We start from the raw sequence: 19,222 nt of genomic DNA on the forward strand, positions 1-19,222 counted from the left end.
GCCGTGCGTGATAAGAGACCGCATTCTGGAGACGCACCGATGACGACGCCGCGCTGGATGGTGACCCTGGGGGCGATGCTGGCGGCGTCGTGGCTGGGCCTGGCGGTGGGCGCCCGCGCCCAGGACTTCACCGTCGCGGTCGTGCCGGACACCCAGAACTATTCCGACGTGACGATGGCACAGCCGCGCGGCGAAGAGACCTTCGCCCTGGAGATGCAGTATCTGGTCGATCAGCGCGAGGCCAAGAACATCGCCTTCGTCACCTTCGTCGGCGACATCGTTCAGCACGGCGACGGGCGTTTCCGCATCCCGGCCGTGGGCGATGCCCCGGCGCGGATCATGGACACGCGGGCTGAGTGGGACATCGCCAACCGCGCCGTTTCAGTCCTGAGCCGCAGCGGCGTTCCGTTCGGGATGTCGCCGGGCAATCACGACTACGACAACTATTCCTGGTGGTCCGAGCCGGGCGGACCGGGCGCATCGCGGCCCCTGTCCGGCGGTCGCGCCTGGGGCTTCTATTTCGGGTCGACGTCGCCTCATTTCGTCGGCCGGGACTGGTATGGCGGCGCGTCCGCCAACGGGCTGAACAGCTGGCAGACCTTCGTCGGCGACGGGCAGCGGTATTTGAATCTGTCGTTGGAGATGGACCCGCCCGCCAGCGTGCTGGACTGGGCGCAGGGCGTCGTGGACGCCCATCCCGGCCTGCCGGTCATCGTCACCACTCATGAATGGCTGTCGCCCAGCAAGACCGGCGAAACCCAGCGCAGCGACAGCACCGCCAACAGCTTCGCCGGTACCGATCACCTGTCGCCGGATCAGGTGTGGGATCGCTTCATCCGCAAGAACCCGATGATCTTCCTGGTGCTGAGCGGACACGCCTATCTGCCTGCGGTCGACGGCGTCTCGCTGGGTGAAAACCTGAGGATCGACCGCAATGACGCGGGCCATCCCGTCTATCAGGTGCTTCAGGATTATCAGGCCAATACGGTCGGGCCGGACGGCCAGGCGACCTCGGCCAACGGCGGCGGCGGATGGTTGAGGTTCGTCCGCTTCGACGTGGCGCGGCGCAAGATGCATTTCTACACCTATTCGCCGCTGCTGGACCGCTACGCCGGCCGGGACGGGGAGGCGACCTTCGGCGTGGCGCCGGGCCTGTCCGATTTCGAATTGGATTTCCCGCCGCAGATCCCGGCGAAGCGCTGAGGCGCCGCGCCAAATCGACGTGGGGAAAGTCGCCCGGGCGATGGGGCGCCGGCCGAAGCGGCGCTGCGGCCGGTCAAAGCCCGTCATTTTCCAAATGGGAAGACGATGGTGGGTGATCACAGGTTCGAACTGTGGACCCGCTGATTAAGAGACGCTGTAAGTACATTGAAATAAAAGAAGAAAGCCTCCAAACAGGATCAAGCTGATACGAGCAAATTCAATGGGTTACAGCGGGTTTTCCAAATGGAATTGCGTTGCTGCCGGTTTGATAACTCATTGAAACCATTCAGTTTGGGCGTGCTCATTCGCAGCCGACGCCGTCACCATCTCGATCTAAGTGCCGTCCATAACCGGGATCGCCCCTACGCACGGGAGCCGCACCTGCCGCACGGGCCGCAGTGCAGTTCGCAAACGCGCCGCTAGACGGGGGCGACGACCTCAAGCCCCGTGGACGAGAGGGCGACGAAGAGCCTCCGCCCGCACGATGGCAGTGGTAACCGCCTCGCTTGCGATCGTTGTGGCACCCCTCTGCGTTCAGTCCGCCGGAATGCGCAGCTACAGCTATCGGTACCGCCGAGGCCGCAATGACGACGAACGCAATAATGAACTTCATGTCGGTGCCCCGTGCCAGGGCTTCATAGCTCGCAACTTTTGCGCGCGTCCAGCTCGCGTGGTTTGGTCACCGGCTAGGAAAGGCTTCGTCGAGACTATCGATTGCCATTTGAAGCGAAGCTTTAAGGCGCATTAGCGCCACGGCAGGTAGGAGCTGATCTCGTCGCGAAGCTCGTAGCACCGCTGATAATACGGCGTCTGAGTGCTGGATCAGGCGCACCAGATTTTCGCCGCTGGGCCCGTTACGGCCATCAAACCAGTTTCGCACAGCACGTTCATTTGCATTGGTGATGAGGCCGACCGCCTTGCGCGCAGAGGGACTCTCGCCCCATTCCTCGCGAAGTGCTCCAGCAATCAACTGCGGGAAGGCCTGCATCGATGCCTCCTGATGGAGAAGTTTTCCGATTTTGGGCTGAAGTTTTCAGACCATCTTTTGAAAGGACATCCATTCGGTCTGCGATTACGGCTCGATTCTCGCCGTCCATTCGGACGGATGTTTCTGGCGTGCATTATGGACCCAAAGGACGGTCAGCACGAGATGGGAGCCGCAAAACCGGTGCGGGCGGCTCAGTACGTCCGCATGTCGACGGAGCACCAAAAGTACTCAACCGAAAATCAATCTGAGGCCATCGCGGCCTACGCGGCTCGCCGTGGGTTTGACGTGGTTCGGACCTACACGGACGCTGGAAAAAGCGGGCTGAGGCTCGATGGGCGAGCGGCTTTGCAAGAGCTGATCGCCGACGTTCGAAAGGGCGCTCCAGGATTTGAGGCGATCCTGGTTTATGACGTCAGTCGGTGGGGTCGTTTTCAGGATGCCGACGAGAGCGCCTATTACGAGTTCATCTGCCGTGAGGCCGGGCTGTCGGTGCACTACTGCGCTGAACAGTTTGAGAACGACGGCAGCCTAAGCGCGACAATCATCAAGAGCATGAAGCGCGCGATGGCGGGGGAGTATAGTCGTGAGCTCTCGGCGAAGGTCTTTGCTGGACAGTGTCGCCTCATCACGCTGGGTTTTCGGCAAGGTGGCGCGGCTGGATATGGGCTGCGTCGGCAGCTAGTTGACGAGCATTTGTCGCCGAAAGGTCTGCTTGAGCGAGGCGAGCAAAAGAGCATCCAAACCGATCGTGTCGTGCTCACCCCCGGGCCGCCAGAGGAAGTCGAAGTCGTTCGACGTCTCTATAGGATGTTCGTCGTTCAGCGTCGCTCAGAACGCGAAATTGCTACGGTGCTGAACGGGGAGGGCCGGCTTACGGATTTGGGGCGTCCCTGGACACGCGGCACGGTCCACCAGGTTCTCACGAACGAAAAGTACATCGGCAACAATGTGTACAATCGCTCTTCCTTCAAGTTGAAGGCAAAGCGCGTTGTGAACGATCCAGACAACTGGGTGCGTCGCGACGGTGCGTTCGAAGGGATCGTTGAGCCGGACTTTTTCGAGGCTGCACAGCGCATCATCCAGGCCAGGTGCGTGCGATACAGTGACGAAGAGCTGCTGGCTCGGTTGTCTGACCTGCTGGCGAAAAAGGGATGGCTATCGGGGCTCGTGATCGACGAAGTCGATGACATGCCGTCAAGCTCGGCATTTCGCCACCGGTTCGGGAGCCTCGTCCGTGCTTACCAACTGATCGGCTATTCGCCAGCTCGCGACTATCGCTACATCGAAATCAATCAGGCGCTTAGAGCGATCCATCCGGATGTCATTGCGCAGGTTGTTGCTGGGATCGCACGGGGCGGGGCTGTTGTGGCAGAAGATCCGTCACATGGACTGCTGAGCATCAATGATGAGTTCACCGCATCGGTGGTGATCGTCCGCTGCCTCGAAACGCCGGCGGGCGGACTGCGGTGGAAAATCCGTTTGGATCAGGGGCTACGCCCCGACATAACCATTGCAGTGCGAATGGAGGTCGGGAACGCTGTAATCCGCGACTACTACCTGCTCCCCTGGTTCGAGTGTGGCGCGGATCCAAGCATGAGGTTGGCGCCCGACAATGGCGTGCTGCTGGACTCGTTTCGCTTCGACACACTCGACGCGTTCTTCGATCTCACGCAGCGGGTGGAGGTCCATGCAGCATGACCGACGTCGCTGAAATTCGTCTAATCCCGGTCAATGACATCACGGTGCTGAACCCTCGCGCCCGAAACAAGAGAGTGTTTCAAGAGCTGGTGACCAGCATCGAGCACCTCGGGCTGAAAAAGCCGATCACCGTCAGTCAGCGGCCCGGTCGATCGCGATACGATCTGGTCTGCGGTCAAGGGCGGCTAGAGGCGTTCATCGCGCTTGGCCAAGAGCAGATCCCGGCCGTGTTGATCGATGCCGCCGAGGAAGACTGTTTTGTGATGAGCTTGGTTGAAAACCTCGCTCGTCGACAGCACACACCGCTCGAGCTGGTCCGAGCCATCGGATCTCTTCGAGAGCGTGGGTACAGCCACAGTGAGATTGCTGCGAAGGTTGATTACAGCACGGAATATGTTGGGGCGATCTGCCATCTCTTGGAGAACGGCGAAGAGAAGCTGATCTCAGCGGTCGAGCGCGGCGTGATCCCTCACACTGTCGCTATGGAGATCGCGCATTCCAAGGAAGGGGAGGTGCAGCGCGCTCTGGCTCAGGCCTTCGAAGAAAAGGCTATTCCGGGCAATCAGGTTTTGGCCATTCGACACATTATCGAGCAACGCAGTACAAGCGGCAAAGGGATCCACAATCGTAATCGTGGCGTCCGCAATCAAAAACCGATCACGGCCGACACGCTTGTTCGGTCGCTACAACGCGAGACGGAACGTCGCGAGACTTTTGTCAGACGGGCCTCCCTAACGCGCACGCGTCTCGTGTTTGTGGTCAACGCGCTGAAACATCTGCTTGCCGATGATCATTTCGCTGCGCTCATGCGCGCTGAAGGGATCACCAGTCTTCCGTCCGCGCTCGCGGCGCGCGTCGGTTTGGAGCATCCGTGATGGCCTCCGTCAAAATCGCCTTCCAGGAACGCGTTCGATCTGTCTCTTTCGACCGCATTCTGCCCTCCAAGATGCTGTCGGCGGCGGTCACCGAAAGCGCAAAGTACAAGCGCATCGCCGCATCGATCTCAGAAGTGGGTTTGGTCGAGCCGCTGATCCTCGCCGAAGCCCGGGCAGGCGATGTCTTCACTCTTCTCGACGGCCACGTGCGATTGGCCGTGTTGAAGGAGCAGGGCGCAGTGGAAGCGCGATGCATCCTCGCCAAGGACGATGAGGCCTTTACCTACAACAAGCGCGTCAATCGGCTTCAACCGATTCAAGAGCACTACATGATTGTTCGCGCCATCGAGCGAGGGGTATCCGAAGCCAAACTCGCGCGGGCGCTCAATGTCGATGTCGGCTCAATTCGCGCCAGACGTCACATGCTCAACGGGATTCATGACGACGTCGCTGAACTGCTCAAGGACAAGCCCGTCGGCATCAATGCCTTTCAGAAGCTGCGCAAGATGAAAGCTATGCGTCAGCTCGAAGTTGCGGAGCTGATGATCTCGGCAAACAACTACAGCGCCACATATGCGAGGGCGCTTCTCGTCACGACCAAGCCCGCCGATCTCGTGAAGCCCGAAGCGAAGGCGATACGCGGCGTCAGCCCGGAACAGATCGAGCGGCTTGAGCGGGAGCTCGCTGCGGTGTCTGAAGACTTTCACGAGTTGGAGACAGCGTTTGGCGACGACACGCTGCTGCTGGTCATCGCGGCAGGCTTTTTGGAGCGGTTGCTCACCAAACGGTCGATCGAAACCTTTCTCGCAAACTCGCATCGCGAGATGCTGGAGACCTTCCGATCCGTTGTCGCAGCAACCTCGTTAGACCCTCCCGCCCAAGCGGCTTGAGCACGTCTAAGGGGACCGGGACCCTTCAAGCGCCGGGACCACCGGAGAAGCCGTCGGCGGAGGCGGATCAAGGGTGGTGGCGGGGATGACGGCGATCCCGTTCGGAGCCCGCTAGGATGGGCGTCATCTGCCCATCTAGGGTCGGTCCGGCGGGCCGACCCGCCGTTGGGATCGTGCGCCAAGCTCGACGACCGCTGCGCTCGACTAAGATCGATTTGGCGTCTCAGTGTGCATTCAAAAAACCGCACTGATCGCGGAAACCAATATGATGAGACTGGATCGAGGGGGACCAGGATGACGCAACTCGCTGGCGGATGGACGCTCGAAAAGCTCGAGGCCAAGACACCTGAAGAGCGCTTCAATGTGTGGTCGAACGCGCGGGCCAAGGGTACACTCGAGGCGGACGAGCTCGCGCAGTTTATCGAGAGGTCTGGGTTGAACTATGCGCCGACCGGCGGCATCAGCATGTCTGATCTTCGCGTGCTCGAGATGCGCCGTCATCGAGTCACCTGAGGGACAGGCAGCCTGTCTGAAGGCCACAGCCGACGGGTTGCCGGCACTCGCTGGGGTCGAGCCGATGATCGTTGAGCGGATGGGCAGCAGGTACGGTCAGATCAGCATGACGACAGTCACAGCAGGCTCGATCGTCGGCGAGCTCATGCTGAGCAAGGGCTTTAAAATCGGAAGTCAGAAGAAGATGCCCGAAGTGTCGGTGGCGCAGACTGCGGCGTTCTGGGTGGCGCGGTAAGTTCGCAGCGCAGAGGGCTCAACAGAGCTGAGTTTAGATCGCGACAAACGCAGGGGGGCGGAAGCCGCGTTCTCGTCGCTTAGGGACGATAGCACAAAGACACTGACGCGTGTCGCGCTCGGACCTACGCCAACCCGCTCAATCGCTTTCCTGCAGCCAAACAAGCTTCGACCTCCGAGCGGTCCGCCGTGGTCATCAGTTTGAAACGGCTAAGGTGAGGCAGGGCAAGCACCACGCGACCATCGGGCGCTTGATAGAGTTCGGCGAACTGCCGATTCCAGCCGACGTTCAAACGTCGCGGCGTGCCGGCTTCCAAGATCGCGGCGAGCTCTCGACCTGCCTGCTTACCGAGCGAGATCCAAAGCCTGATCGTCGGCGACTTCTTCGCGACCTCTTGCCACAACGGTCTCACCGCTGCGAGGGCGACGCCAGGGGTTGGCAGCTTGGACCAGCTCCGGCTCCTAAATGGAACAAGCTGAGCGGCGAATACGTCCCTGCTGTCGACCTCAAGCGTTTCGAGCATTCGAACGATCTGCTGCTGAAGCGGATTGTGTGAGTCCGCGGGCCCCCACTTTTGGTCGGTGTAGGCCATGCCGCCCTTAGGCCAGTCCCAATCGGCTTGCTGCGTTTGCGTGTCGCTATCTTCGCGATCCGCACCCGGGTTGAGACCGATGATGCCGACTTTGGCAGTGCTCAAGCGGTCCTCTCGGCAGTACATAAATGTCCAGCCCATCGCGGTCTCAGGCGCGTCTTTAAAGTGGTTGGCGTAAAGCTCAGCGATGGCGGCTTTCGAGAAGGGCGTGTTGGAGCTCATGAACCTAATTCGCGATCTGGTCAGAGAGGACCGGAGAGATATGGGCCGGTAGATTGGTTAGCGCGGATTGCAACAGCACGAGCGCGTCGGGCGCAAGCGTTGCATTGCGTCGACCGGCGGCCTCGGTGATCTCCCAACCGAGATTGGAGACACGCTCCATCTCAACCACGCCAACCTCGCCGAGTTGGTAATAGTAGGAGAACCCCATCCTGACTTGGCTGACGCGACTCCCGAGACAGTTTCGGAACAGGCGTCCAGCGACCTCCATTTTCGCCTCCGTATCGAGCGGCGTGAGGTGTTCGTTGCCGGGCCAAGGCGGCGACGGCAATGGCAGGCCAGCGTACGTGTCGCCGTCGGCTTCAGAAATGACCGACGCGACGAAGTCACGCTCGAAAACAGCAGCTGCAGCGGTGTCTAACTGACCTAAGCGATCCAAGCGCCATTGCTGTCTGCGCAGCAAGATCGCGGTGACGCGCCGATTGCTTTTGAGGCGTTGCACCTTCTTGGGCGAGCAGGCGTGGTCAGGTATTGCGGCGAGCAAATCGATCACGCGCTCGTCGATCGCGTCGAGATGTCGAAGGACCTTCGCTGGTCCGCGACCAGCCTCCAACACGTCCGCGAGCTTGAGGTATGAGCTCGTGCACTTCAGAGCCTTCCAGCCCAGTCGCTTCAGAGCGCGCTCGAAACCTGCCGCCTGCTTGAATCCCGACAGCGCGATCAGCGATCTTAACGAGGATGCTCTGAACCGTTCGCGCCAAAGATCGACGTCGGTCGGACAATCCACGCGCTCAGCACGCGCAGACATTTGGGCCCAGATTGCGCACCAAAGTTTTCGTCGCTCAGCTGAGATCAACGCGAGCTCAGCTTCGGCACGACCACCGAAGAATGCGACCGCCCAACCCTCGCAGGGACCTGCGATCGCCGACAACAGACTGCGCTCCATCATGTCGGGATACTGCGCGCGAGGTACGTCACAATCGGTCGTAGGTCACACCACTTGGTTGATCATTAGAAACTTCTCGCTTGCTCAAGTGAATCAATACGGTTGAATGAGCTGGGGGAGTAGCGATGGATCACAACGAAAACGAGCATCTGGCGGACTTCGTCGAGGACGCCGCCAGGCGGCACGATCCAAACGACCACTATGTGATGCAGCAGGTAGCGAGCGGTCAGGTTGCGATCAGTGACGACGACGAGCATTTTAGGTCAGCCAAGCACTTCGTCGGCCGGTTCTGGGTCGTCGAGCCGAGGAATGGCAATCCTGAGCTTGCTAGCTACCGACGTAGGTTTCAGGATGCGGAAATCGAAGACGACACGTTTATCGATTTGCATCACTCATTGACCTTCGAGCGGTGCTGGTCAGGTCTCGGCGAGAACGACCAACACCTTACTCCGCATCAGCGCCTCTCAGTGGAGGGAAGAGAGAGCAGCGACTGGCCGCGAGGGCATGTCGTTTACGCGCCTTGGGACCGGATGTGGCTCGTCACAATCGCTGAAACTCTGGCGGCCGATGACGCAACGCTGCTCGCCGTTCGGCAGCGCTTCGTCATCGACAAAACAAGCTGTCGCGTGGTTGGCGACGCGCGATTTAATGCAGACCTTCCGACGCCGGGATCCGAATGACGACGACTGACAAACTCTTCTGCCGGGGACTCACCTCGAAGCAAATGAACGCCCTCGCAGTTGCTGCGGTCGTAAGCGATCATTGGTGGCGTGACCTGCTGTCGCTTTGGAAACCGAGTGGAGTGAGTAGCGGGGAATACGGGCTGCGCTTGGCGGTCCGGCACGGCTACCTTAACTTCTATCGACACGGCCAATCGGTGGCTAAAGTCAGCTTCGACGGATCGCATCGGCCGACGCTTTCGGTCCACGCCAAATACATCTGCAACGACGATGAGCGCGGGGTGGTCGGCCAGGTCTATGCCCGCCTCGACGACCGCGGGATCAGTTGCAAAGGCCTGACATCGCGCGCCTACGAAGGGCTTGCGACGGTGAAGGCTTGGATTGACGTCGTGAACCGGCACTACGCCAAGGTCGGCGGTGAAAAACCGCTCATCGATCAGCTGCTCGACAACCCTGCGAACGACGGCGTGATCGATCTGGAGATGGGTCTTCCCGCTTGGGGCTCGCGAAGAACCGCGCCACGCATGGATGTCGTCGCGGTCGAGGAGGTCGAGGGGACGCTGACGGTTATCTTCGGCGAGGTGAAGCGCATCGACGACGGTCGAGTTCGCTCCTCGAAAGCAGAGCCTGAGGTCGTCAATCAGCTCAAGAAATACGAGAACTATCTCACCGACCCGACAAACCGCGATGCCATTGCCAACGCGTACTCACAGACAGCGATAAGTCTCCTGGAGCTGGCTGGCATGGCGCGAAGTGTCGGCGCGGAAATCACGCTGTCGGACACGATTCGTCGAGCGGCGACGACGGTGCCCCTCAACGTTGCTAGGCAAGCCGTTCTGGTCATCCTAAGACCCGGTGATCGCGGCGAAGGGAACTGGGAAGATCTACATCGGCCCGCGTTGAACGGCGCCGTCAAGTTTGTCGAAGTCCGACCGGGCGAGGCCATGAATCTTGGGGTCGTCGTTTGACGGTGAATCTCACCGTCCATCGCGCGACCGATCAGATCGGCGGGAACTGCATCGAGCTTTCTAGCGACGCCGGCAGGATCCTACTCGACGTCGGCCGACCTCTTGATGCGCCGAATGATGCGGTAGGTTTGCTGCCAACTACGCTCGATCGAGACCGACCTCTCGACGGAATGCTGATCTCACACCCTCACCAAGACCACTACGGCCTTCTCGAGGAAATACCGGCGCACTGGCCGATCTACAGCGGCAAGGCGACCGAGCGACTCATACAGCTGACCGCGATCATTTTCGGTCAACCGATGCAGCGGGAATTCCGGCCGTGGGACGTGGGCAAGGCGAACCAGATCGGACCGTTCACGGTCACACCTTACCTGACGGACCACTCGGCGTTCGATGCGCACATGCTGCTCATCGAAGTGGAAGGTCGGCGTATTCTCTACTCGGGCGACTTCAGGACACACGGGCGCAAGTCGAAGCTCGTCGAGCGCATGATGGCGTCGCCGCCGGCCGATATCGACGTGCTGCTGATGGAGGGGACCAACCTCGGCAGCGACAAACCTTGCATGACAGAGACCGACCTTGAGGCGGACTATGTCGAGCTGTTTCGGGCGACTAAGGGGCGGGTGTTTGTGGCGTGGTCTGCGCAAAACATCGACCGTACCGTCACGCTCTATCGCGCGTGTCTGAAAACCAAGCGCACGCTTGTGATCGACCTCTATACGGCAGAGGTGCTCGACGTGTTGGCGGAGCACGGTCGCATACCTCAACCAGACTGGTCGTCGATTAAGGTGGTCATCACCAGCGCGTTTTCGCGGATGTACAAGCGCAAGGGCGACGAGGCGTTCGTGACGCGCATGGCGGCGAACGGCATCTCGGCCAAGGCGCTCGTGAACTCACCTGAGAGGTGGGTGATCATGGTGCGGCCGTCTCTGATCAAGGACTACTCGCCGGCTGGGGTCACGCCGACCGCAGACGACGCGTGGAGCTACGCGATGTGGAGCGGCTATCTCAAAAACGAGGATGGCCAACGACTGCAGAACTGGTTCGGCGAGGGCCGTGCCAGGGCAAAACATCTGCACACCAGCGGGCATGCGTCGCCGTCAGATCTTCGAGCGTTCGCCAACGCGATGAAACCAAAGACGATGGTGCCGATACACGGGGTGGCGTGGGATCTCGACCGAGAGGGGTTTCCGCCGATTACGCGTCTCGTCGACGGGCAACCGTTGGTTCTGTGAGCTGCAGAACAGGCCTCAGTGTACATTCGGAAAATCGCACTGAAGACGGAAATCCGTCCGAGCCTGTCAGCCCAACTGGGACGGCCAGGGTTGGCATAACGCCACCTTCCGACAGCGAGCAGATCGACCTCGGAACAGATCATGAGCAAGCCGATGGGTGACCGCTACTGACGTATCTCTATGCGCAGTTGTCGAGGCTTAGTCAGGAGAAGACGTTGAACAGGATATCAGCTGCCGCCCTAGATTTTCGGCTTAGAGTCGAGGATGAAGCGCGTTTCCTCGAGACCTGTGAAGGGGGCGACCCTGGCACGCCTGAGCAGCCGTCACTGGGTGGTCGGGATAGAGGCGGGTTGGAGTTTGGCGGATGCGCTAGCTGACGAGCAGGGGAATCCCGATGACGTGACCCCCTGAAACTCCTCCAGGAATAGCTAGAGTCCGCCCCTCGAAAGGACGGACAGAATGAAGCGATCACGGTTCACGGAAGAGCAGATCATCGGAATCTTGCGCGAGCAGGAGGCCGGTGTCCCGGTGGCGGACCTGTGCAGGAAGCACGGGCTGAGCTCGCCGACCTTCTACAAGTGGAAGGCCAAGTATGGCGGCATGGACGTGTCGGAGGCCCGTCGTCTGAAAGCGCTGGAAGACGAGAACGCCAAGCTGAAACGGATGCTGGCGGACTCGATGCTGGACAACGTCGCGCTGAAGGATCTGCTGGGAAAAAAGTGGTGACGCCCGCTGCGCATCGAGAGGCGGCGGCGCACCTGCAGTCGGCCTACGAGATGAGCGAACGGCGGGCCTGCCGGGTGCTGGGCATTGATCGGACGAGCGTGCGCTATCAGGCGACACGACCGGACGATGGCACCCTGCGCGATCGGCTGAAGGCCCTGGCCCAGGAGCGTCGGCGGTTCGGCTATCGTCGTCTGCACGTGATGCTCCGGCGCGAGGGCCATGCGGTCAACAAGAAGCGGGTCCAGCGGATCTACCGCGAGGAAAAGCTGACGGTGCGTCGGCGCGGCGGGCGCAAACGCGCGATGGGCACAAGGCGGCCGCTGGAGATTCCTCTGGTCGCGAACCAGCGCTGGTCGCTGGACTTCGTGTCCGATCAGATGACCGACGGGCGGCGCTTCCGCATCCTGACGGTGATCGACAACTGCACACGTGAGTGCCTCGGACTCGTCGCCGACACCTCGCTGTCGGGCCGGCGGGTGGCGCGCGAACTGGACGCCATCATCCTGCGACGCGGGCGCCCCGAGACGATCATCAGCGACAACGGCACGGAATATACGTCCAACGCCATCCTGGCCTGGGCCGACGGCACCGGCGTGGGCTGGCATTACATCGCGCCGGGCAAGCCCCAGCAGAACGGCTTCAACGAGAGCTTCAATGGCCGCCTGCGCGACGAACTGCTGAACGAGACGCTGTTCCGGTCCCTGCCGCACGCCCGTGCCGTGCTCGAAACCTGGCGGCGCGACTACAACGAAACCCGGCCGCACTCGAAGCTGGGATGGCTGACGCCGCAGGCTTACGCAGATGCGCTCAACGGACAGATCGGCCGGTCCGCTGCGCTGGTTGAAGGCTGCGCTGACCGGCCTCTTGCCAACCCCACCAACCCCAGTTCAGATCAGCAAAGGACTCTCGTTATGGCTGGATGAGAAACGGGGGTCACGTCACAAGGCACGTGGCGAACTAGCGCTACCGCTGTCCAACGCGCTTACTCCATCAAAAAATCCGCGAAAGAAGCGCTCATTTGAAGGCGCTCTGGGACACCTATTCGCGAGTAATAATGACCTACAGAATGCGACTACGGGTACGTGCCTGACTTCGTCAATCTATACTGGCAGAAATGGTGGCGGAGTATTTGTTTCGCCTGACAATCTGGCCTCGGCAGCTGTTGTGTTTGCGGTCCGCCGCCTCATCAAACCGACATGGCTCAACGACCGAGACCAGTTCCTACAACCCACTCAGCCGCTGTCCGATGAGTTCAAATCCGACTGTCTCGTTTGGATGTTGTTCAACGGCGGCAACTTGACTGCCGGGGCCGACGGCCTTCACTGGAACGATCAGGACTGGTCGCTGACAAATCACTTCATCCCCTTCACCGAGGCACAAGTCGGGGTTGCGGGTCGTTTTGAGTCCGATTTCATGGTCCGGCGACTGCAGAATACACCCCTCTCGGCTGAGGCGCAGGCTGTTCTTGATGAAGGACTCAAACTGTGGCGGCGCTTTCACGCCATCCAGTTCCCTCGCAAGATCCGCGAAGAGCTTAAACTCGGTCGTCCTGATGCGGGTTGGTATCAAATTCGCCGTGCCCTCGACGCCTACGGCGATGCTGAGTTGACAGACTTTGAGCCGTTCAAACGCGCATACGCAGCACTGTCGGCCAAGCTACGCCCGATGGTTTTCGAGTTAGGTTTCCTTCCGAAGTAGGTGGCCGGCCGAACAACGATCCGGTGCCGCAACTCACTGACGGAGCCAGCCCGGCGCTGAGTGCACATTGAGACAAATGCACTCTGGGCTCGCATCGAACCACGTTCGACTGCTAAGATTCTGCATGAGTAAGAATGGCCCGACCACTGTTCGCTTCGGTTTTAGCGTAGCTGACGCTGTCAAATCGAAGGTGCCGATTGTGCGCACCAGGACGAATGGCGAGATCAATCTCGCATCACGTATCGCGAAAAAGCCAGAAGTTCTCCCTCTCGTGGAAAAACTCAGAGCGAAAGGCTGGCGGAACGGGAAGATCGCTGACTGGCTGGACGAAAACGGACATAGCGGTCGATTTCGACTGAAAGCCTGGCTGGATGCCGACAAAACGAAACCAGTGCGCACTGAATATGCAGACACAGCAGAAGAGCTGCGCCAGATCGCTGATACAGCTTTTGAGAAGCGAATTTATCGACGAGCTCGATTGGCCGAGTTCTCACCAAAACGCGAAAACTGGAAAAAACGAGATCGCTGGCCCGCCGAGCGAAAAAAGCAGAAAAAGAAGAAGCGGTAAGAGAAATCCACTGAAGGGCAGGGGAGGGGCGTCCGCTTCTGACTGAGGCCGTGTAAAAACGTGCGGCCCCACGGCGGGGCGGAAGGTGGCGACAAGGTGCGGAGCGCCTCCGTCTCAGGCCCTGATCGCCTCCATCAGCGGCTTGGTTCCGAGCACCGCCATCACCCGCTTCATGTTGTAGGCCAGGATGTGGAGGCTGATCTCGGTTTTCACGTTGGGCAACCGCTTCATCAGGAAGTGGGAGTGGCCCATCCAGGCCTTAATGGTGCCGAACGGGTGTTCGACCAGGCTTCGCCGTTCACGCATGGCTCTGGGCCTCAGGTCCATTCGGGTTTGAAGGGCATCGATCACCGCCTCATGCTCCCAGCGGGTGACCTTGCGCTCGACCGCAGGCGTGCACTGAGCCTTGATGCTACAGCCTGTGCAACTGGCCCGATCCCAGTACCGATGCAGCGTCATGCCTCTTTCGACGACGGTCATGTGGTACGGAAGCAGGGAGCCGGCCGGGCAACGGTAGACGTCTTGATCAGGTAAGTAGACGAAGTCCTGCTTGCCGAAGCGGCCATTCGCTTTGGCGCCTGACGTCAGCGTCTTTGGCACGAAGGGCGTCGCGCCCAGGGCCTCACAGGCCAGGATCTCCTCGCCGGAGAAGTAGCCCCGGTCCGCCAGCACATCGAGCCTATCCACGCCCATGGCGTCCTTGGCTTGACCGGCCATGTTCGCCAGCTGTTGCTTGTCCGAGCCGGTCATCACCACCTCATGGGCAACGATCAGGTGATGCTCGCCTTCGACGGCGGACTGGACGTTGTAGCCGACGATCCCGCTGCCCCGACCCGACGTCGCCATGGCGCGCGCATCGGGATCGGTCAAGGACACCTGGCCGTCAGGTGACGCTTCGACCTCAGCTTCCATGACCTTCAACATCGCCATCTGGGCGCGAAGGCGATCGATCTTCTCGACCAGCCTCACCGACCGTGCCTCCACGCCATCCCCCTCGTGCCGATCGGCCGTATCCAGGTCGTCGAGGTAGCTGGCGATGTGCTCGGCGACCTGCTCGATCCGGCGCTTCACCTTGTAGGCGGTGAAGTTCCTGTCGCGGGTGTTCACCGCCTTGAACTTCGAGCCGTCGATGGCAACCAGCGCCGATCCGAACAGGCCCAACTGTCGGCACAGCACCACGAACTGGGCGCACGCCGCTTGGATCGCCGAGCCATTCTCGCGGCGGAAGTCGGCGATGGTCTTGTGATCGGGCGCCAGCCTCCCCGTCAGCCACATCAGCTCGACGTTACGCTGCGCCTCACGCTCCAGACGGCGGCTCGACTGCACTTTGTTCAGATAGCCGTAGACGTAGAGCTTCAGCAGCATGGCCGGGTGATAGGCCGGTCGGCCCGTCGCCGCCGGCGTCATACCCTCAAAGCCCAGACCCTTCAGATCCAGTTCGTCGACAAAGACATCGACAACCCGGACCGCATTATCCTCGGCCACATAGTCGTCGAGACACTCGGGAAGCAGCGTCTGCTGCCGGCGATCGGCACCCTGAACGAAGCGGTTCATACCCACCTCCTGCTGACCCAGGAGGCTAACCTAATTCGCTCGAGCTGGAGACGTTTTTACACAGCCTCGACTCAAAGCGGCGGTTGGGGACGTCGGCTTTCGGTCAGGGAAATTATGAAAACAGCGGTGGCGTCCTCAGCACTGTTTGCCAAGGTGTGGCTTGCAGCTATGGACGGGCGGAATGAACTTTTCGGGTTGGAGAGCGAGCTTGGCTCAGACGCAGCATGGCGTTGGACGCATTCGATCGAAGGTCGAAATTTGGGTCGGAGTGGGCGTCGTGCTCGTTCTCGCCTTCTTCCTGATTAGCGGCGTCGTCGCCTACCTCAACGTCCAGGGCCTGCGCGCCAATAGTCAGAAGGTGGTTGGAACCCATACGACACTGGTGGCCATAGACCAGGTCCTGTCGACCGTGCAGGACGCTGAAACGGGACAGCGCGGTTACCTTCTCACGGGCCAAGACCGTTATCTTGAGCCCTACGAAGACGCCGTGGCCGCAATGGACCGTGACCTTGCGATCCTCACCGAAGTGACCTCGCGCGACCCAGCGCAGCAGGCCAACCTCAAAGAGGTCAAGCGCCATGTCGGCGTCAAGATGGAGCAGTTGACCCGGGGAATCGAAGCGCGGCGTACGGGCGGCCTCGCGGCGGCCGTCGCGATGATCGAAACCGACCGCGGCAGGACGGCGATGAATGCGATCCGGGAACGCTTGGCCATCATGCGCGCCGACGTCGCGCAGCAGCGGCGACAGTGGCTGTCTGAGATGGAGGTCGCTTACCGGACCGCCCTGCTGACCGGAATCCTGTCCGCCCTGCTCGGCGCCGCCCTCACCGTCGGAGTGTTCCTGCTCATCCGCAACAGCACGCGGGAACGCGCCCGGCGGGAGTGGCTTCAGGCCGGACAGGTCGGGCTCGCCGAAGCAATGAGCGGCGACAAGACCATCGAGGCGCTGGCCGACAGCATCTTGGGCTTCCTGGCTCGATATGTCGACTTTCAAGCCGCAGCGATCTTCAAGGGCGAAGGCGGCGTTTTCCGCCGCGCCGCCACCCTGGGCGTTCCATCAGACGCGCCCGTGCCTATGGAGTTCCGACTTAAGGAGGGCCTTCTGGGCCAGGTCGCCGCTGATGGGGCGTCAGTGCTGCTGACGGATGTCCCTCAAGGCTATCTGACTATTGGATCCGCGCTGGGACGGGATGACCCGCGTCATCTCGTCATCGCCCCTGCGAACGCTGATGGCGTCATCAACGCCGTGATCGAGTTGGGCTTTATCCATGCCCCGGGACCGCAGGTCCTTCGGCTGCTGGACGAAAGTGCGGCTGCGATAGGCGTCGCCCTCAGGTCGGCGCGCTATCGTCTGGATCTTCAGAACGCCCTCGAAGAGACCCAGCGCCAGTCCGAGGAACTACAGGTGCAGAGCGAAGAGCTTCGGGTTTCCAACGAGGAGTTGGAGGAGCAGGGGCGCGCGCTCAAGGAATCCCAGGTGCGGCTGGAGCAGCAGCAGGTGGAGCTTGAACAGACCAACAGCGAGCTGGAAGAGCAAGCACAGGTTCTGGAGGGACAGCGCGACGACCTGGAACGGACCGGCGCCGATCTGGCCCTCAAGGCCCGGGAGCTCGAAGCGGCCAGCCAGTACAAGTCCGACTTCCTCGCCAACATGTCCCACGAACTCCGGACGCCTCTTAACTCCCTGCTGATCCTGTCGAAGCTTCTCGGCGACAACAGCGACGGAAACCTGTCCGAAGAGCAGGTTCGCTACGCCCGGACCATTCAGTCCTCGGGCGACGATCTGTTGACGTTGATCAACGACATTCTCGACCTCTCCAAGATCGAGGCCGGGCACGTCCAGATCCGTCCCGAAGCTGTTTCGGTCCAGAGACTGGCCGGCGACTTGCGCCAGCTGTTCGATCCGATTGCAGACCAGCGGGGGCTGAACTTCACGATCGACGTCGCCAAGGGGACGCCCGATCTGGTTGAGACGGACCGTCAACGTCTGGAACAGATCCTTAAGAACCTGCTTTCGAACGCCTTCAAGTTCACAGAGAAGGGGAGCGTAAAGCTGAGGATCGCGCCCGGCGACCGGGGCTTGGTTTTTTCGGTGAAAGACACCGGAATCGGTATTTCGCGCGAACAGCAGAACAGCATCTTCGAAGCCTTCCAGCAGGCCGACGGCACGATCAGCCGCAAGTACGGCGGGACGGGGCTCGGACTTTCGATCTCCAGGGAACTGGCTCGGTTGCTCGGAGGCGCGATCACTCTGGAAAGCAAGCCCGGCAAAGGCAGCACCTTCACCCTCAGCGCGCCCCTCGCCTACGACGCCGCTCAGGTTGCGTCGCGCGCGCCCTTTGCTCCGCAACCCGCGGCGTCCTCAGTCACGCAGGCCGCCCCGAAATCGTCGCCCGCTGTCCTGCCCCGCGCGATTGAGGATGATCGGGACGCGCTGGCCGTGAACCGGCGCACGTTGCTGGTCGTTGAAGACGACGATCGTTTCGCCGCCATCGTCCGGGACCTGTCGCGCGAAATGGCGTTCCAGTGTCTTGTGGCCAGTAATGGCGAGGACGCGATCAAGCTGGCCAAACAGTACCGGCCGAGCGCCATCGTCCTTGACGTCGGCCTTCCTGACCAGTCCGGTCTGACGGTCCTGGACACGCTGAAGCGCGACGACCAGACCCGCCATATACCGATCCATGTGGTGTCCGCTGGAGACCATGCCACGACCGCGCGCGCGCTTGGCGCGATGGGGTATCTCACCAAGCCGGTCAAACGTGAGGCGCTGGCGGATGTCCTTCGGGCCCTGGAGGAGGACCTCACCCGGACCGTTCGACGAGTCCTGATCGTGGAGGATGACGCCGTCCAGCGCGAGGCCATGAGAGCCCTTCTGTCGAGCGGCGGGGTCGAGACGGTCGGGGTGGGCACGGCGGCGGAATGCCTTCAAACCCTCGAACAGCAGACCTTCGACTGCATGGTTGTGGACCTGTCCCTGCCCGACGCCTCCGGCTTCTCGCTGCTGGAGACGCTCAGTCTGGACGGTCAGCAGGCCTATCCGCCGGTGATCGTCTATACCGGCCAGGATCTGACGGCGGACCACGAGCAACAACTGCGCCGCTACTCCAGCTCAATCATCATCAAGGGCGCCAAGTCGCCGGAACGCCTGCTGGATGAGGTCTCGCTGTTCCTCCACCAGGTGGTCGCCGACATGCCGCCCGAACAGCAGCGCATGATCCAGAAGGCGCGAAATCGAGATGCCGTGCTGGAAGGCCGGCGCATCCTCGTCGTCGAGGATGATGTCCGAAACATCTATTCCCTCACCAGCGTGCTCGAACCTCGCGGCGCCGTCGTGCAGATCGCGCGCAACGGGCAGGAAGCGCTCGACGCGCTCGATGCGTCCGCCGCCTCTGCACCCGCCATAGACCTCGTTCTGATGGATGTGATGATGCCGGTCATGGACGGGCTCACCGCGACACAGCGCATCCGGAGCGATGGACGCTGGGGCGGCCTGCCGATCCTGATGCTGACCGCCAAAGCCATGCCGGACGACCAGGAACGCTGTCTCGCAGCAGGGGCCAACGACTACATGGCCAAGCCCCTGGATGTCGATAAGTTGCTCTCTCTGGTCCGCGTGTGGATGCCGCGCTGATCC

The 19,222-nt window shown here is 61.1% G+C and carries 18 protein-coding genes; 13 read left to right on the top strand and 5 right to left on the bottom strand.

What is annotated here, in order from left to right; genetic code table 11:
• Positions 1-39 precede the first annotated feature (39 nt).
• A complete protein-coding gene (locus ACYX4P_RS10045; RefSeq protein ID WP_292047634.1) occupies positions 40-1,203 on the top strand; it encodes a metallophosphoesterase in 1,164 nt (387 codons plus the stop codon).
• 301 nt (positions 1,204-1,504) lie between these two features.
• On the opposite strand, the gene ACYX4P_RS10050 is transcribed toward ACYX4P_RS10045, so the two are convergent.
• Positions 1,505-1,816, bottom strand: coding sequence for an excalibur calcium-binding domain-containing protein (locus ACYX4P_RS10050; protein WP_174085765.1), 312 nt, complete (start codon positions 1,814-1,816; stop codon positions 1,505-1,507).
• A gap of 66 nt (positions 1,817-1,882) precedes the next feature.
• Entirely contained in the window at positions 1,883-2,191 is a 309-nt protein-coding gene (locus tag ACYX4P_RS10055; RefSeq protein WP_088582789.1) for a hypothetical protein, read from the bottom strand.
• 12 nt (positions 2,192-2,203) lie between these two features.
• Between ACYX4P_RS10055 and ACYX4P_RS10060 the strand changes: the two genes are divergently transcribed.
• The 5 genes from ACYX4P_RS10060 (at position 2,204) to ACYX4P_RS10080 (ending at position 6,402) form a co-directional block, all read left to right on the top strand.
• Entirely contained in the window at positions 2,204-3,889 is a 1,686-nt protein-coding gene (locus tag ACYX4P_RS10060; protein WP_476069405.1) for a recombinase family protein, read from the top strand.
• On the top strand, positions 3,886-4,764 hold the full coding sequence (locus ACYX4P_RS10065; RefSeq protein ID WP_088582790.1) for a plasmid partitioning protein RepB C-terminal domain-containing protein: 879 nt from the start codon (positions 3,886-3,888) through the stop codon (positions 4,762-4,764). The genes ACYX4P_RS10060 and ACYX4P_RS10065 overlap by 4 nt, the downstream gene beginning before the upstream one ends.
• Positions 4,764-5,654 carry a plasmid partitioning protein RepB C-terminal domain-containing protein gene (locus ACYX4P_RS10070; protein ID WP_217431704.1) on the top strand — a complete coding sequence of 297 codons (891 nt, stop codon included), beginning with the start codon at positions 4,764-4,766 and terminating at the stop codon, positions 5,652-5,654. Before ACYX4P_RS10065 ends, ACYX4P_RS10070 begins: the two co-directional genes overlap by 1 nt.
• Positions 5,655-5,948: 294 nt before the next feature.
• A complete protein-coding gene (locus ACYX4P_RS10075) occupies positions 5,949-6,167 on the top strand; it encodes a hypothetical protein (RefSeq protein ID WP_088582792.1) in 219 nt (72 codons plus the stop codon).
• A 64-nt stretch (positions 6,168-6,231) separates the two neighbouring features.
• Positions 6,232-6,402, top strand: a complete 171-nt coding sequence (locus ACYX4P_RS10080) for a hypothetical protein (protein ID WP_242076310.1) — start codon at positions 6,232-6,234, stop codon at positions 6,400-6,402.
• A 124-nt stretch (positions 6,403-6,526) separates the two neighbouring features.
• Here the strand turns inward: ACYX4P_RS10080 and ACYX4P_RS10085 are convergent, their stop codons facing one another.
• Together ACYX4P_RS10085 and ACYX4P_RS10090 are read right to left on the bottom strand one after the other, a co-directional pair.
• A complete protein-coding gene (locus tag ACYX4P_RS10085; protein ID WP_165116460.1) occupies positions 6,527-7,216 on the bottom strand; it encodes a uracil-DNA glycosylase family protein in 690 nt (229 codons plus the stop codon).
• A gap of 4 nt (positions 7,217-7,220) precedes the next feature.
• Positions 7,221-8,162: a hypothetical protein gene (locus ACYX4P_RS10090; RefSeq protein ID WP_476069410.1), complete on the bottom strand. Its 942-nt coding sequence runs from the start codon at positions 8,160-8,162 to the stop codon at positions 7,221-7,223.
• A gap of 122 nt (positions 8,163-8,284) precedes the next feature.
• On the opposite strand from ACYX4P_RS10090, the gene ACYX4P_RS10095 reads away from it, so the two are divergent.
• The 6 genes from ACYX4P_RS10095 to ACYX4P_RS10120 all read left to right on the top strand — a co-directional run bounded on the left by ACYX4P_RS10095 (position 8,285) and on the right by ACYX4P_RS10120 (position 14,034).
• Positions 8,285-8,839, top strand: coding sequence for a hypothetical protein (locus ACYX4P_RS10095; protein ID WP_088582796.1), 555 nt, complete (start codon positions 8,285-8,287; stop codon positions 8,837-8,839).
• A complete protein-coding gene (locus ACYX4P_RS10100) occupies positions 8,836-9,807 on the top strand; it encodes a hypothetical protein (protein ID WP_167544818.1) in 972 nt (323 codons plus the stop codon). The genes ACYX4P_RS10095 and ACYX4P_RS10100 overlap by 4 nt, the downstream gene beginning before the upstream one ends.
• A gap of 2 nt (positions 9,808-9,809) precedes the next feature.
• Positions 9,810-11,042 carry an MBL fold metallo-hydrolase gene (locus ACYX4P_RS10105; RefSeq protein ID WP_476070256.1) on the top strand — a complete coding sequence of 411 codons (1,233 nt, stop codon included), beginning with the start codon at positions 9,810-9,812 and terminating at the stop codon, positions 11,040-11,042.
• Between the two features lie 459 nt (positions 11,043-11,501).
• A protein-coding gene (locus ACYX4P_RS10110; protein WP_269218895.1) for an IS3 family transposase occupies positions 11,502-12,691 on the top strand; the annotation gives its coding sequence in 2 pieces (ribosomal slippage) (positions 11,502-11,760 and positions 11,760-12,691; 1,191 coding nt in all).
• A gap of 241 nt (positions 12,692-12,932) precedes the next feature.
• The gene (locus tag ACYX4P_RS10115) at positions 12,933-13,466 is read left to right on the top strand and encodes a hypothetical protein (protein WP_476069413.1); all 534 of its coding nucleotides are present in this window, start codon (positions 12,933-12,935) and stop codon (positions 13,464-13,466) included.
• 124 nt (positions 13,467-13,590) lie between these two features.
• Positions 13,591-14,034 carry a hypothetical protein gene (locus tag ACYX4P_RS10120; RefSeq protein WP_476069415.1) on the top strand — a complete coding sequence of 148 codons (444 nt, stop codon included), beginning with the start codon at positions 13,591-13,593 and terminating at the stop codon, positions 14,032-14,034.
• A 114-nt stretch (positions 14,035-14,148) separates the two neighbouring features.
• On the opposite strand, the gene ACYX4P_RS10125 is transcribed toward ACYX4P_RS10120, so the two are convergent.
• Positions 14,149-15,588, bottom strand: coding sequence for an IS1182 family transposase (locus ACYX4P_RS10125; RefSeq protein WP_476069417.1), 1,440 nt, complete (start codon positions 15,586-15,588; stop codon positions 14,149-14,151).
• A 208-nt stretch (positions 15,589-15,796) separates the two neighbouring features.
• Between ACYX4P_RS10125 and ACYX4P_RS10130 the strand changes: the two genes are divergently transcribed.
• Positions 15,797-19,219, top strand: coding sequence for a response regulator (locus tag ACYX4P_RS10130; protein WP_313015571.1), 3,423 nt, complete (start codon positions 15,797-15,799; stop codon positions 19,217-19,219).
• The last annotated feature ends 3 nt before the right edge of the window (positions 19,220-19,222 follow it).

It is taken from the genome of Brevundimonas sp. ABV4_179 (assembly GCF_056311945.1).